Here is a 14,014-nt window from a genome sequence, read left to right on the forward strand (position 1 = left end):
TCTAATTAATAGCAATAGACTAGCCAGATTATGACCTTCTAGGCTCAAAGGATAGGTGTAAGTATCTGATTTTAAGGAATTTTCCTCATGACTCAGAAAGCGACGGTTGCCCTTGGCAAGCGAATCAAGGAGTTACGACTAGCCAAAGGATGGACACAAGCAGAGTTAGCCGAAGTCTTGGGATGTGAAGCGATGACGGTTAGCCGTTATGAACGAGGTGAATACGCCCCAAGCATTGAGGTTTTAGAGCAAATTTCGCTTGCTCTGAACGCCTCATTGGACTTGTTTTTCGTGAGCCAGGAACAACCTGCTCCGACGAGTTCAAACCTTCGGCATGACCTTTGTGACATTGCTTATCAGGCAGATGAGGAGGCACTACGTGAAATTGTTGGTGCCGCTAAGAAAATTCTTTCCAATAAGTAGAAGCAAAAAAGCCCCTTATTATGATTAGGGGCTTGCTTATGTAATACGCAACAATTCTATTCAGAACCAGTATCAACCTTGCCCAATGCCCCCTCAAAAAACAAAACCCCTTAAAATTTGCACTTTAAGGGGTAAATGGTAAGTTAATACAAGGAGTAGAAATTCCGGGGCGTCCAACCTACAAATTTCTACATTCAACGCTTTGTATATTCAATATACCATTTCAAGTTGAAGTAGCAAGAGCCAGTCTCGAAATTTTCTCCTAAAAAATTAAAACAATTTAGAGGAGAATATGAATAATGCTTTAAAACTCAACCCCCTGCCATCGCTTTATAGTTATGACAGAACAAACAAACTCCCAGTAGACTACGATAGTATTTTCGAGCCGCTTCTTTATCACCCAAAAAACGACAAGAAAAATGCTTTTTTTTACATAAAAGCAGATGAGGCTATTTTTCCGTACACCGACAAGACAACGAACACGACCAAATTTGCCAAACAAACAAGGCATAACATTAACGACCTTGAAACTGTTCTATCACAATATAAAGGCATGTCAGGCATTACAGCTACGGCTAATCGTTTTAATGGAAGGTCTAGAAAAGGCGATGATTTGATATGCTCGATAATGTTTTATTGTGATGCAGATATTTACAAAATCGAGAGTAAGAAACATCTCACGAAAGAACAGGTTATTTCAGAAATTCTTGACCACTGCGAAGTAAACAATATCCCATATCCCAACATCATCAATTACTCAGGTGGAGGCTACTACTTAAAATGGCTTTTTCTAACTGAATGCACAAAGTATCAATTGAGTGGAACAGCATACATGAGAGTGGAAGAAGCAATAAACAGGCTATTCGCAGATTTCGGCGCAGACAATGGAGCAAAAGATATTACTCGTATCTTACGTCTGCCCGGCACGCTCAATCCAAAAGTAGACCGAACTGACAGACTTTGCGAAACGATTTTTTATAATGATGTTAGATACACGATGGATGAATTACGCTACGCTTTTGATAAATTCCAAGAGCCAGAGAAAATCAAAATCCCCAAGCCAAAAAAACCAACCCTCGAAATCGTTGCTCCAAAACCTAAGCTGGAAGGTGTGTATAAAAAGCGTGACCCATCCCAAAGACCAGCAATTACTAAGTCTAATTTGCAACTCGCCAAAGACCGTTACGATGATTTGAAGACGCTTATTAAATTAAGGAGCGGAAATGTTCAGCACTCTCGTATGTTGTTCTTGTTTTGGCTATTGAATTTCAAGGCTTTATGCGGGGCTACTAATTTCGTTGATTTTGAACATGACGCACTTAAAATCGCAGCCAGCCTAAACTTTGATAGTTCAGAATGGTCGCTTGACGACCTCTGCACCCTTGAAAGGAAGGTTATTAGACATAATAGAGGCTATTCAACTATCAAGAAGCAGAACGGCGAGCATTTCAAGTTCTCGAACCTTTACACACCTAAAAATGAAACATTGATAAATACCTTTGCAATCACTGGCGATGAGCAAGCGCACCTGAAAACGATAATATCGCCCGATGAAAAGCAAAGGCGTAGGGCACAGAAGCGTTTAGATATGGGTATGAAACCCCAATCAGGAGAGGCTACAAGCCAGCCTTGGATTGCATTAGGTATCAGTCGAAGAACCTATTACAGCCGAAAGAAAGCGGGGGGGTTATGACCTCGTTCATCAAGTTGCACTTTTTGGTCTACTACTGGTATGGCTTTTTCGTGCTCTCGGGTCTTATTTCTTTTTTCTTCCTAAATTACAATAAAAGTCAATCGCTCTTATTGTATGACCTTAAAAATACAACATACAGTTTTGGTTTTTTATAGTTAAGTTTCAACAATTTCTAGCACGTCGTTGCTGTGTTCTATGACAATCTTACTGCCTTCCAAGTAACCTATCTGTTTACCATATTCAAAAATCACACCCTTAACAACGACGAATGTTTCAGTGTGGTGTCGGTCAGTTTCAAAGCAATAAAGAACTCCTGCGACCAAAGCACCTATCTCTTGGCCGTTCCGTAGTACAAGACAGGGTGTTGCTGGGTTGTACAAGAAATCTTTTTCCATTTCGTCAAGTCCATTTTGACATTCCTACAATAATGTAGCACCTCTGCGTGATATCGCATCCAATTACCAATCTATTTAAAAACCGTCCATCGTGGCATGATGATCTTATTTTCTACAAATAAAGCCACTAATTGCATTCATGGGGGTGCGGATCTCATGACTCATGGTTGCGAGAAAGGTGGTCTTTGCGCGGTTTGCCGCATCGGCACTTTGCTTGGCAGCATTCAACTCATTCACCAGCTGCTGGCGCCTGCCTATGACTCTCTGCAAATAGGTAATCCATACAATGGCAACCAATAGCAACGCCGCGGCAATGGCAAACCCTCTTACAATCGCAGGACGGTTGCGCAGCCAGTAGCTCTCAACCTCTGGTGTGTCAGTGAACCAACGACCGGTCAGCTCACTCAAGTCTCCTGGAGTGATATTGAGCAAGGCCTTGTCCAGAATGGCGCTTAACTGCTGATCATTGCCGGCAGTGGCAAAACCGATCTGCTCGGGTTGAGTACCTACGGTGCTGGTGATTTTCAGCTGATTGTCAAAGCGTCGCGAAACCAGATAACGCGCATTGACCAACACGCTGATCGCGGCATCAGCGCTTCCCTCTGCCACCATGGCCAGGGCCGCAGGCGGGTTGTCTGCTTCCTGAATCTGAACCTGCGGATAGTTCTGCGCAATAAAGTCGCGCAGTACATTGCCGCGAACCATCACGACACGCCCGCCAGCCATTTCATCCAGGGTTTGAGGTCCCTCTGAGCCGATACGGGAAATAAGCACAAAAGGGGTTGTGAGGTAGGGCCGGGTAAAGCTCAGTTGATTTTCTCGGGCGGTACTGCTCGTGATAGCCCCCAACACATCTGCCTTGCCCGACTTGACCAGTTCAATCCCCTGCGCCAGCGTATACACACGCACTGCCTCGAAATTAAGCCCTGTGCGTGTACTGATGCTGGATAAAAGATCGGCAATCAAGCCTTTGAACCTGCCTTGCTCATCAAAAAAGGACAGTGGCTGGAACGCATCATAAATTGCCACTTTTAACCGCGGATGCTCAGCTATCCAGCGCTGCTCGCTGGCTGCAGGGGTAAACTGCCATGGGGCATACGTTTTTGGCCCGTCGAAGCTCCAGCGGCGCAGAATTGTCATGCGGTCACTGGCTGGGATCGCCGCCAGCGCTGTATTGACGATACGCAGTAACCCCGGATTTTTACGATTCACCGCAAAGGCGAAGGGGTTGTCTTCCAGTCGCGAGAAATCGGCCAATTGCACATTGTTCAGGTAGTTCTTGTGAATCAGGTAACTGGCACTAATAAAATCCCCAAGATATACATCCGCTTGGCCAAACGCCACGGCGCCAATGGCCGTCAGGGTTGACGGATACAACTGCAAGCTAGCTTTGGGGTAGAAGTCCTGGACCTTCTGCGGCGGCAGGTAGTGATCGAGCATGGCCACACGCAGCCCCGCCAGATCAACTGGCGGACGCTCCTGGTTACTGCTGCGGGTCACAAGAGAAGGCGAATCGTCTGCGTACGCACGGCTTAACACCAGCTCAGGATATTGCGCTTCGAAACCATTGGAACTGCTCAACAAATCCAGCTCACCACCCTTGAGCGCTTCTATGGCCTGCGGCCTTGAAGGGTAACGCTTGACCACAATGTCAGTGCGTAGCAACTGCGACAGCAGTTGCGCGTAGTCGGCCGTCAACCCTTCAAAGTCCTGACCGTTTACCGTCATTTCAAAAGGACCGTAGTCAGGTGCGGAGATACCCAGACGCAAAGGTCCGTGTTGCTTGAGCCACTGCCTGTCTGATGGTTCAAGTGCCACGCTGTACGCCTCGACATTGGAGCGCCCCATCAATTGCAAGGTCTGTACTTTTGGGTCAGCGGCTGCAACGGGCTGTCCAAGAACCAGGAGCAGCCCTGCAAGCCCCAGACATTGAAGGATGTTCAATTAAATCAAATCATTGCGCTTGGCAAATTCAGCCAAGTAGACGACCGATTTTATATTCAACTTTTCGATCAGGCGCGCCTTGTAAGTACTGATGGTTTTGCTGCTAAGAATCATATCTTCAGCAATCTTCTTATTACTCAGGCCCCGGGCAAGCTGTTGCAGTATGTACAATTCTCGCGCCGACAAATTCTGTATCAATTCTATGTCGCTCATACTTGTATCACTGTTTCGCACTGAGCTGGCCGCCAAAAATGGAAAAAAGGTATAGCCGTCCATGATTACTTTTACCGCTCTCATCAACTCAGTGAGATCCTGGCCTTTGGTAATAAAACCTGCCGCCCCTGCTTTCATGCTCCGCTGCGAATAAAACAGGGGGGATTGGGACGTGACCACCAAAATGCGACTTTTAACCTCCGAAGCCCTGATTCTGTTGATCACCTCCAGACCATCCAGGCCTGGCATGGTGATATCAAGGATGATCAAGTCAACATTATGCTTGCGAGCCAATTGAACAGCATCGGCGCCATTGTCTGCTTCAGCCACGACTTCATGACCATCACTCTCCAGCAACAACTTCATCGCCGATCGAATAAGTGGATGATCATCAGCAATCAACACTCTCATACATTTAACCCTCTAGTAGTAAGCCGGGCATCAGCGTATGTCAGGCGTGAATGTATCGTTTTGAATAGGTTCAATTGGTTATTCTCAAAAAAACAACCGAATGAGTGATACTGAAATTATAGGATAAATCCTGCAATCAGCGTCCACCATTGCGACAATATTCGCGCATAACACACATAGCCCGTTCGCAATCGCGCCGCGCATAATCACTAATCGAATACGATTTACGAGAAGGGAAATAGCTACACGTCATGTGCGAATTTTCTTAATCTTCCAAATGGTTGTGGGTAAATCACTGCAGTCTGTTGATCCATCACGCCGGCCCTTTAAGACCAGGGACCACGCAAAGACAAAAGACTGCAGTTTTTTCGGCCAACTGCCCCGGCCAGGCCTTATTGCCAGCCAAACCTGCGAATATAAAAGCTTTTCACGGCCTGGGTCAGCGCCATGTAAGCCAGTAAAATCACGGGCAAGAACACAAAGTACAGCGGCGGCAGCGCCTGCAATTTGAAGTAGCCCGCCAGTGGCCCCATCGGCAGGAAGATGCCCACTGCCATGATCACCCCTGTCATCACCATCAGCGGCATCGCTGCGCGGCTCTGCAGAAACGGGATTTTAGGCGTGCGAATCATGTGCACGATCAGGGTTTGAGTCAGCAACCCGACCACGAACCAGCCCGACTGGAAAAGGGTCTGGTGTTCAGGTGTGTTGGCCTTGAACACGTACCACATCAAGCCAAACGTCAGGATGTCGAAAATCGAACTGATCGGCCCAAAAAACAGCATGAAACGGCCTACATCCGCAGGCTGCCAGCGCTGTGGCTTTTTCAGCATTTCCTCATCGACGTTATCGAACGGGATGGCAATTTGTGACACGTCATACAGCAAGTTCTGAACCAGCAAATGCATTGGCAACATCGGCAAAAAAGGAATGAATGCACTGGCCACCAGCACCGAGAACACATTGCCGAAGTTCGAACTGGCTGTCATTTTGATGTACTTGAGCATATTGGCGAAGGTTCTACGCCCTTCCAGCACGCCCTCCTCCAGCACCATCAGGCTTTTCTCCAGCAGGATGATGTCAGCTGCTTCCTTGGCAATATCCACGGCACTGTCCACCGATATGCCGATATCCGCCGTGCGCAGTGCCGGAGCGTCGTTGATGCCATCACCCATAAAACCCACAACATGGCCATTAGCCTTGAGTAAACGCACGATGCGTTCCTTGTGCGTGGGTGTCAGTTTGGCAAATACGTTGGTGGTCTCCACAGCCACGGCCAGTTGGGCATCCGTCATCCGTTCAATATCATTGCCCATCAGCAAGCCTTGCTGCTCCAGGCCCACCTCACGACAGATCTTGGCCGTAACCAGCTCGTTGTCACCTGTCAGAACCTTTACCGCTACCCCGTGCTCGGCCAGGGCTTTAAGCGCCGGTGCGGTGCTCTCCTTGGGCGGGTCGAGGAACGCCACATAGCCAATCAACGTCAACTCCTGCTCATCACTCAGGCTGTAAGCGTCACGCCCATCAGCCATGGACCGCGCAGCCACGGCCACAACGCGCAAGCCCTCTTCGTTGAATGCCGCAGTCACTTGGCGAATGCGCACCAAGAGTTCATCGCCAAGGATTTCTTCCTGCTCACCATGACGAACTGTCTTACATACGGAGAGTACTTCCTCGACAGCTCCCTTACAGATCAGCAAGTGCGGCCGGTCCTGCTCGACCACTACCACCGACATGCGCCGACGGGTAAAGTCGAACGGAATTTCATCGACCTTGCTGAAGGCCGTCCCCACGTTCAATTCGCGGTGGACCTCGACGTGCTCCAGTACTGCCACGTCCAGCAGATTTTTCAACCCGGTCTGGTAATAGCTGTTGAGGTAGGCCATTTCCAGTACGTCGTCAGACTCCTGCCCCCAGACATCCACATGCCGGGCCAGAAAAATCTTGTCCTGTGTCAGGGTCCCCGTTTTATCGGTGCACAGTACATCCATCGCACCAAAGTTCTGGATGGCATCCAGGCGTTTGACGATGACTTTTTTACGCGACAAGAAGACGGCTCCCTTGGCCAACGTCGAGGTCACAATCATTGGCAGCATTTCCGGAGTCAGCCCCACAGCAACGGAAAGTGCGAACAGCAAGGCTTCAGTCCAGTCGCCCTTGGTGAAGCCGTTGATAAACAGCACCAGCGGCGCCATCACAAACATGAACCGGATCAGCAACCAGCTGACTTTGTTGACCCCGGCCTGGAATGAGGTCGCACCGCGCTCAGTGGTCCCGACGCGCTGCGCCAGAGCACCGAAATAGGTGTTATTACCGGTCGTCAGCACGACCGCAGTGGCGGCCCCGGACACCACGTTGGTGCCCATGAACAAAATAGTGTCCAGTTCCAGCGGGTTGCTGGTCTGGCTGTCGAGCTGACGCGCAAACTTTTCCACGGGCATGGATTCGCCCGTCATCGCGGCCTGGCTGACGAACAAATCCTTGGCGCTGAGCACCCGGCAATCTGCCGGGATCATGTCGCCAGCAGACAATACGATCAGATCGCCCGGCACCAACTGCTTGATCGGCAGCTCGATACGCTGCGCCCCCCTGATCTGGCGTGAGGCGCCGGAAAACTTGCCGAACACGGGCGAAGCGTCTGCACTGAAATCGCGACGCATCACCGTCGCGGTGTTGCTCACCATGTCTTTGAGCGCATCGGCGGCTTTGTTGGACTTGGCCTCTTGCCAAAAACGCAGCACGGTCGACAGCACCACCATGGTGCCGATCACCACCGCCGCCTGAATGTCATCAGTGGCCAGGGAAACTGCGGCGAGCAAGGTCAGCAGCAAGTTGAACGGGTTTTTGTAGCAATGCCACGCGTGTACCCAGGGGCTTAGCGGCTGCTCGTGTTCGATCTCATTGAGGCCGTGGCGATCGCGCAGCACATCGACCTCGGCGTCGCTCAAACCGTCGGTGTGGGTGCCCAGGTTGTCGATCAGTACCGCGCTGTCACTGTTGGCCGCGACCACCAGCATCTGTGCCAGCGTGGGTGGTACTTCGCGGTTGACCGTGGTGTTGGTCAGGCTGTCGAGCAGGACCAGACGCCGGAAATGCCGGCCAATATGGCGAGTCCGCAAAAAGCCGGCGAAAAATTCTTTCAGGGAGAGTTTCATGGTGCTGCTCCTGCGCCGCCTGCGCTCACGCCATGCAGAGTACCTGCGCAGCCGGCATTGATCTGAGGCCTTCGTTCATGGGGTCAAACTCGTGAGCGAGCCAAAAGGCACGCGCATGCAACGTGCTGCGACCTGCCACTGGAGGGGCGTAATCACATACGTTTCTGTGTCGATAAGTGGACTTGGGCAATCAGGCCAGAACAGCCCAACCAAGACGCCAACTGCTTATGCGCGACGTTTTCGAGATTAAACCCTGGTGGGGTTTGTGGTGTGCATATAAGAAAGTTCTTCAGGCGCAGTTCAGTTTCATCTCTGAAATGTCATGCAATCTGATTTTTTAGCGCCACTCAGGCGTTGTCCCACTGCCTGATACGGATTCGGCAATGCTTCATGGCGTTAACGATATGCTTCTCGACCACACTGCGCGATACCCCGAGGCGTTCGGCGATTTCAGGGTGCGACAGTCCTTCGATCTTGCGCAGCAGAAAACACTCGCGACACGCCGCAGGCAGCTCAGCCAGGGCTTTCTGGATCATGGCCAGGCGTTGGTCGTGGTCCATCAATAGTTGAGGCGAGGGGCTGTAAAAACGTTCTTCGCTATCCAGCACTTCCAGCGGTTCGGCCTGGCGCAGGCTGCTGCGGCGATGGCCGTCGATCACCAGGTTAAGCGCAGTGCGATACAAAAAAGCACGTGGCTGCGCGATCGGCTCGTCGCCTGAACGCTCCAGCACTCGCACATAAGCGTCATGCACCACGTCTTCGGCCGCTTGGGCATTACCCAGCCTGGCACTCAAAAAGCCCACCAGTTCGCGATAGTAGTTTTCCAACAGGACTCCTGGCCGCAACAGCAGCGGCAACACTCCATGAGCGCAGAAACAGATCTAATGGGATAACGGCGTGATGATGGCACTTTTGTAGATGTAATTTATAGTAATTCTCATATAGATTTAAACCCCACCTCCTCAAACAACTGCGAAACATTCAGCAGCATCCCAATCGGCAAACCGCTAATGGGGTGGCAGTCGGGGGGGGGTCAGCTGAAGATTCATGATCTGTGGTCAAGAGTGCTTTGCTTGGCCAGCGGTTTTTCCGCCGGTGAAGGGCGAGGATACTCAACCTCATTCTTACGTCCACCAAGGAGATATCCATGACAGTTCCAGCATTTGGCCTCGGTACATTTCGCCTTAAAGGCCAGGTAGTCATAGACTCGGTCAGCAATGCCCTGGACCTGGGCTACCGCGCCATCGACACCGCACAGATTTACGAAAGTGAAGCTGAAGTCGGCCAGGCCATTGCCGAAAGCGGCGTGGCGCGTGACGAACTGTTTATCACCAGCAAAATTTGGGTCAGTAATTTCGCCAGGGAGCAACTGATCCCCAGCCTTGAAGAGAGCCTGAAAAAACTGCGCACCGACCATCTGGACCTGACCCTGATTCACTGGCCGAGCCCTGATAATGCAGTGCCGGTAGCCGAGTTTATGGGCGCATTGCTTGAAGCCAAAGAAAAGGGCCTGACCCGGCAGATTGGCGTCTCGAACTTCACCATCGCCCTGATGAAAGAAGCCATTGCCGCGGTGGGCGCGGAAAATATCGCGACCAACCAGATCGAATTGCACCCCTACCTGCAAAACCGCAAAGTGGTGGAATTCGCACAAAGCCAGGGCATCCATATAACCTCGTACATGACCCTGGCTTACGGCGAAGTGCTTAAAGATCCAGTGATCATGGCCATTGCCGACCGCAATAACGCCACTGCGGCACAAGTGACCCTGGCCTGGGCCATGCAATTGGGCTATTCGGTGATTCCGTCTTCGACCAGGCGCAGCAACCTTGAGAGCAACCTCAAGGCCTGCTCACTGAAACTGAGCGATGACGATATGGCCCGGATTGCAACCCTGGACCGCGGCCATCGCCTGACCAACCCGCAGAGCGTTGCGCCAGCGTGGGATTGACCTTGAATCCTTCAAGCCCCTTGTAGTCGCTGACGAGGAACGAAGGCTGCGAGCGGCTGGACACGTTCAGAAGGGGCACCCTCCCATTGCTTTCAAGCCCCCCTCGCAGCCTCGCTCCGCGAGTCAGCGACTACACGGCCCACGCAATCACGGGTTATTGGAGGCCAAACCGCTGCAACTGCATTTCCTGCAGCCGGCTCAAGGTGCGGCGAAAGGCAAACTCCAGGTACCCCTGGGTATACAAATGATCCATCGGCACCTGCGCTTCAATACACACCGGTACCTTGCGGTCATAGCACTCGTCGATCAGGGCAATAAAACGCCGCACACTGTCATCGTATTTTGACAGTTGCGGCAGCTCACGATCCCCCGCCTCGACCTTCACCGCCCCGTCTTCCGTACCACGGGCTATTTTGCCTTCGCGCTGCTCGGCACTCAGGCAGGGCACTTCGCTGAGCAACATGACCTTGTAACGATCACAAATCTGCATGAACTCAGTGGCCGCCAGCGGCTGCTCGCACAGCTCATGAAAATTGCACCACAGCACCCCATCACTGGCCTGCACCACGTTCAGCGAGCGATGGCCCACATCAATGGGTTGGTCAGACACCGCCTGGCCCTCGGTCAAGGATCTGAACACCGGCTCTATGGCACTCGGCCGGCCCGGCCCGGTCACCCAGTAACGCTGATGTGCAATGCCGGGATGCAGGCGGTGGTCTTCAATACCGTTTACCGCCACCACCTCCATATGCTTGAGAATCGCCGTAATACCGGGAGCAAAACGATCACGGTTAAAACCGTGACCATAAAGGTCGTTCGGTGGCTGGTTTGAGGTACAAACCAGCACCACGCCTTCATCGAACATCACCTGAAACAGACGCCCAAGAATAATCGCATCGGCAATGTCATTGACGAACAGTTCGTCAAAGCACAGCACCTTCACTTCCGCGCCCAGGCCTTTAGCCAGTGTCTTGAGCGGGTCCGCCGTACCGGTCAGCTGAAACAGGCGCTGATGTACCCATTGCATAAAGTGATGAAAATGCTGACGCCGTGCGGGCACCCGCAGGCTTTGATAGAACTGATCCATCAACCAGGTTTTGCCCCGCCCCACCGGCCCCCACAAATACACGCCATTGACCGGCTGCGCACCCGAGTGCAGGGCCTCATGGCAGCGCTGCAAGGCCTGGACTGCAACCCATTGGGCGGGGTCGTGGACAAAGCCCTGGTGTTCGACAGCTTGTTGATAGGCATTAAGGGGGGACACGACATTCATATCGATAAATGGCTCCTGAACCAGAGAGGCCAGTATGCCAGCCAGGAGACGACCCAGGCACTTGAAAAATAACGCAGGGCCCTCACATTGTTACCCATGTGGTAACAGAGCATTTTGCCATCAGCTATTTTTACTTTTGCAAATCAGCGTAACCTCACTCACATGACTCAACTATCAGTTGCACTTGAAACTCCGGTACTTCGTACGCACCCGGCGACCTTGCCGGGTGTCGTAACTTCTTCCCGCCTTATCGGCAAATGAAGTCAGTCAGCTTTAAATCTTGATTACTTTAGAGGCCAATCACATGAAAAATCTTATTGCACTGTTTCTCGCCGGTTTTGCCACATTGGCTGTTGCAGGTGAAACTTCCACTGTTCAGCCTGCGACTGTAGAACACTACCACTACGGTACCCAACTGGATATTGCGCGGGTGGTCAGCCTGTCCAACATACCCAAGGTGTGTGAAGTGGTACCGGCCACCATGGTCTATGAAGACTCCCAAGGCCAGCGCCACACCCTTGAATACCAGGTGATGGGCGACGGCTGCAGCACCCACTAAAGTTCAATGGTTGCACGCACGGATGCGACCCCAGCCCCCTCTTTGAGGGGGCTTTTTCGTGGTGCTGCGGAAAAAGCGTCGATTGTTACTGATCCGGAAAGACTCCATGACGATCTTTTGACTTTAATCAATACGCAGCGCGCGTATTCTATGTACATCCCTCAACGCAACACTGAAACAGGGCACGGTACTTCGTGTTACGCCACTTACTCCACGGCGTAACAACTTCGACCGCCACCATGGCAACTGAAGTCAGTGATTCGTGATTGTTTTAAGGTCTTATAAATGAAACGTTTGATCGCTCTTGCACTTATTGGCTTTTCTACCCTGGCGGCTGCTGACGAACTTCAAGTTACGCAACTACAACCGGTGGTCGAGCATTACACTTATGCCACCGACCTGGATATTGCCAAAGTTATCAGCGTGTCACCGGCTGCCGACGTCTGTGAAGTAGTGCCCGCACAAATGACCTACGAAGACCACCAGGGTCAGCGTCATATTCTTGAGTATCGCGTGATGGGCAATGGTTGCAGTAACGGCTGATATTATCGCCAGGCGCAACTATCCCCATACAGCCCCCGTTTAACGGGGGCTTTTTTATGGATGGCATTGCGCGGTACTCTCGACGCAAACCAATGGCAAGGAGCCACCCACGATGCAGCCCCTACCTACCCTCCAGACCTCGCGACTGGTACTGCAACCCCTGCAACTAAGCGACGCGCCCGCCATCCAGAGGCGCTTTGCCCACTGGCAAGTCGTGCGCTACCTGAATGCAGTCGTGCCATGGCCCTACCCGGACGATGGCGCACTGAGCTATGTGCGTGACGTGGCGCTGCCAGCCATGGCCCGCAGCGAAGAGTGGCACTGGACGATTCGCCTGTTAGCAGAGCCAGATGAGCTGATTGGCAGCATCAGCCTGATGGATGCCGTGGACAACAACCGGGGGTTCTGGCTGGCGCCGCAATGGCAGGGTCAGGGGTTGATGAGCGAAGCCTGCGAGGTGGTCGATGCCTACTGGTTCAAGACCTTGCACCGCGCGTGCATGCACGTGCCCAAAGCGGCGCCCAATACGGCTTCACGACTTATTTCCGAGCGAGGCGGAATGCGCTTGATAGGCAGGGAAGAGAAAGACTTTGTCAGCGGCAGGCTGCCATGCGAGCTGTGGGGAATAACTCGCGAACAATGGTTGGCCCGGCAGAAAACCTGAGGCGTAAAAACACCCGACCCTGTCAAAACAAACGATCAGGGCCGGGTAGAAACGCTCAGTGCACGATTCGTTTCAGGTACCGGGAATCAGTCTTTCTTCTCGGAAATTACCTTACCGGTCGAATCGAAAATAATTTCGTATTCCAGGCCATCGACCTTCTTGATGCCTTCGGCCTTCCAGATACCGGCAGCCGGGTCCTGGGCTTCAATTTTCTTGATCACGGTGTAGCCGTTCTTGTTCTTGAGAACTTCGACCAACTCCTTGGAGAATGCCCAGTTCGGATCAACAGGCTGAGCCATCGCTGCACCGGCACCCAACAAAGCAGCAGTAGTGATCACAGCAGCAAAGGTTTTCTTCAACATTGTCTTAACTCCATTAATTGATGTTGCGTCTGGTACTCAATGTGACTGGAACAACCGTAGCAGAGAAAAACCCGGCCATAGGGCTAAATGACATGCTTTTGACATGGCTCATGTTCTCGTTAGCTCTGGCACGGGGTTAGAATGCGCAAAACCGGGAAATATCAATGAGTGAAACACGCCACACAGACGCTGAAAACGAGGCCATCACCGAAGCTGCGGCTCAGTGGTGCCTGCGTTTGCATGAGCCCGACTGCACCTGCCAGGAACGTGAAGCTTTCGCTGTGTGGCTAAATGCCAACCCCCTCCACGCGCTGGAATATGAAGCGATGCTGGATGTCTGGGACATCAGTGCGCACCTGACACGCCCGGCCCCCGCTCCAGCCCGGGTGGTTGCATTGCCTCCCGCACCGCGCCGCAGCACCTGGCAG

14 protein-coding genes are annotated in these 14,014 nt (G+C 52.0%); 7 read left to right on the forward strand and 7 right to left on the reverse strand.

The window, feature by feature from the left end; genetic code table 11:
• Positions 1-87 precede the first annotated feature (87 nt).
• Both GHO03_RS13615 and GHO03_RS13620 read left to right on the forward strand, forming a co-directional pair.
• Entirely contained in the window at positions 88-423 is a 336-nt protein-coding gene (locus GHO03_RS13615; RefSeq protein ID WP_153400040.1) for a helix-turn-helix domain-containing protein, read from the forward strand.
• A 292-nt stretch (positions 424-715) separates the two neighbouring features.
• Positions 716-2,116: a hypothetical protein gene (locus GHO03_RS13620; RefSeq protein WP_153400042.1), complete on the forward strand. Its 1,401-nt coding sequence runs from the start codon at positions 716-718 to the stop codon at positions 2,114-2,116.
• A 155-nt stretch (positions 2,117-2,271) separates the two neighbouring features.
• Here the strand turns inward: GHO03_RS13620 and GHO03_RS13625 are convergent, their stop codons facing one another.
• From GHO03_RS13625 to GHO03_RS13645, 5 genes are all read right to left on the reverse strand, one after another.
• On the reverse strand, positions 2,272-2,511 hold the full coding sequence (locus GHO03_RS13625; protein WP_153400044.1) for a hypothetical protein: 240 nt from the start codon (positions 2,509-2,511) through the stop codon (positions 2,272-2,274).
• 105 nt (positions 2,512-2,616) lie between these two features.
• Positions 2,617-4,329 carry a transporter substrate-binding domain-containing protein gene (locus GHO03_RS13630; RefSeq protein WP_372241743.1) on the reverse strand — a complete coding sequence of 571 codons (1,713 nt, stop codon included), beginning with the start codon at positions 4,327-4,329 and terminating at the stop codon, positions 2,617-2,619.
• 126 nt (positions 4,330-4,455) lie between these two features.
• Positions 4,456-5,079 (reverse strand): response regulator transcription factor, encoded by a 624-nt coding sequence (locus GHO03_RS13635; protein WP_095001652.1) that lies wholly within the window; start codon positions 5,077-5,079, stop codon positions 4,456-4,458.
• Between the two features lie 392 nt (positions 5,080-5,471).
• Complete coding sequence (mgtA, locus tag GHO03_RS13640; RefSeq protein ID WP_095038688.1) at positions 5,472-8,234, reverse strand: magnesium-translocating P-type ATPase; 2,763 nt, start codon at positions 8,232-8,234, stop codon at positions 5,472-5,474.
• Between the two features lie 347 nt (positions 8,235-8,581).
• Positions 8,582-9,061 carry a sigma-70 family RNA polymerase sigma factor gene (locus GHO03_RS13645; RefSeq protein WP_095019296.1) on the reverse strand — a complete coding sequence of 160 codons (480 nt, stop codon included), beginning with the start codon at positions 9,059-9,061 and terminating at the stop codon, positions 8,582-8,584.
• Positions 9,062-9,381: 320 nt separating this feature from the next.
• Here GHO03_RS13645 and dkgB point away from each other — a divergent pair, with 320 nt between their 5' ends.
• On the forward strand, positions 9,382-10,185 hold the full coding sequence (gene dkgB, locus GHO03_RS13650) for a 2,5-didehydrogluconate reductase DkgB (RefSeq protein WP_153400046.1): 804 nt from the start codon (positions 9,382-9,384) through the stop codon (positions 10,183-10,185).
• 154 nt (positions 10,186-10,339) lie between these two features.
• Here the strand turns inward: dkgB and zapE are convergent, their stop codons facing one another.
• Entirely contained in the window at positions 10,340-11,458 is a 1,119-nt protein-coding gene (zapE, locus tag GHO03_RS13655; RefSeq protein ID WP_095020886.1) for a cell division protein ZapE, read from the reverse strand.
• 304 nt (positions 11,459-11,762) lie between these two features.
• Between zapE and GHO03_RS13660 the strand changes: the two genes are divergently transcribed.
• From GHO03_RS13660 to GHO03_RS13670, 3 genes are all read left to right on the forward strand, one after another.
• Positions 11,763-12,017 (forward strand): DUF2790 domain-containing protein, encoded by a 255-nt coding sequence (locus GHO03_RS13660; RefSeq protein WP_095001658.1) that lies wholly within the window; start codon positions 11,763-11,765, stop codon positions 12,015-12,017.
• A 285-nt stretch (positions 12,018-12,302) separates the two neighbouring features.
• Positions 12,303-12,560, forward strand: a complete 258-nt coding sequence (locus GHO03_RS13665) for a DUF2790 domain-containing protein (protein ID WP_095019298.1) — start codon at positions 12,303-12,305, stop codon at positions 12,558-12,560.
• 112 nt (positions 12,561-12,672) lie between these two features.
• Positions 12,673-13,224: a GNAT family N-acetyltransferase gene (locus GHO03_RS13670; protein ID WP_095001660.1), complete on the forward strand. Its 552-nt coding sequence runs from the start codon at positions 12,673-12,675 to the stop codon at positions 13,222-13,224.
• A gap of 86 nt (positions 13,225-13,310) precedes the next feature.
• Here the strand turns inward: GHO03_RS13670 and GHO03_RS13675 are convergent, their stop codons facing one another.
• Positions 13,311-13,586 carry a PepSY domain-containing protein gene (locus GHO03_RS13675; protein ID WP_095001661.1) on the reverse strand — a complete coding sequence of 92 codons (276 nt, stop codon included), beginning with the start codon at positions 13,584-13,586 and terminating at the stop codon, positions 13,311-13,313.
• Between the two features lie 164 nt (positions 13,587-13,750).
• On the opposite strand from GHO03_RS13675, the gene GHO03_RS13680 reads away from it, so the two are divergent.
• A partial coding sequence (locus GHO03_RS13680) for a DUF4880 domain-containing protein (protein ID WP_153400048.1) occupies positions 13,751-14,014 on the forward strand: 264 nt, incomplete at its 3' end.

It is taken from the genome of Pseudomonas sp. FSL R10-1339 (assembly GCF_009600545.1).
GTDB classification, from domain to species: Bacteria; Pseudomonadota; Gammaproteobacteria; order Pseudomonadales; family Pseudomonadaceae; genus Aquipseudomonas; species Aquipseudomonas bubulae.

Bases quoted from the DNA above. Each gene is read 5' to 3' on its own strand.
- GHO03_RS13615 (WP_153400040.1), top strand. From the start codon at position 88: ATGACTCAGAAAGCGACGGTTGCCCTTGGCAAGCGAATCAAGGAGTTA.
- GHO03_RS13620 (WP_153400042.1), top strand. From the start codon at position 716: ATGAATAATGCTTTAAAACTCAACCCCCTGCCATCGCTTTATAGTTAT.
- GHO03_RS13625 (WP_153400044.1), bottom strand. From the start codon at position 2,511: ATGGAAAAAGATTTCTTGTACAACCCAGCAACACCCTGTCTTGTACTA.
- GHO03_RS13635 (WP_095001652.1), bottom strand. From the start codon at position 5,079: ATGAGAGTGTTGATTGCTGATGATCATCCACTTATTCGATCGGCGATG.
- mgtA (WP_095038688.1), bottom strand. From the start codon at position 8,234: ATGAAACTCTCCCTGAAAGAATTTTTCGCCGGCTTTTTGCGGACTCGC.
- dkgB (WP_153400046.1), top strand. From the start codon at position 9,382: ATGACAGTTCCAGCATTTGGCCTCGGTACATTTCGCCTTAAAGGCCAG.
- zapE (WP_095020886.1), bottom strand. From the start codon at position 11,458: ATGAATGTCGTGTCCCCCCTTAATGCCTATCAACAAGCTGTCGAACAC.
- GHO03_RS13660 (WP_095001658.1), top strand. From the start codon at position 11,763: ATGAAAAATCTTATTGCACTGTTTCTCGCCGGTTTTGCCACATTGGCT.
- GHO03_RS13665 (WP_095019298.1), top strand. From the start codon at position 12,303: ATGAAACGTTTGATCGCTCTTGCACTTATTGGCTTTTCTACCCTGGCG.
- GHO03_RS13670 (WP_095001660.1), top strand. From the start codon at position 12,673: ATGCAGCCCCTACCTACCCTCCAGACCTCGCGACTGGTACTGCAACCC.
- GHO03_RS13675 (WP_095001661.1), bottom strand. From the start codon at position 13,586: ATGTTGAAGAAAACCTTTGCTGCTGTGATCACTACTGCTGCTTTGTTG.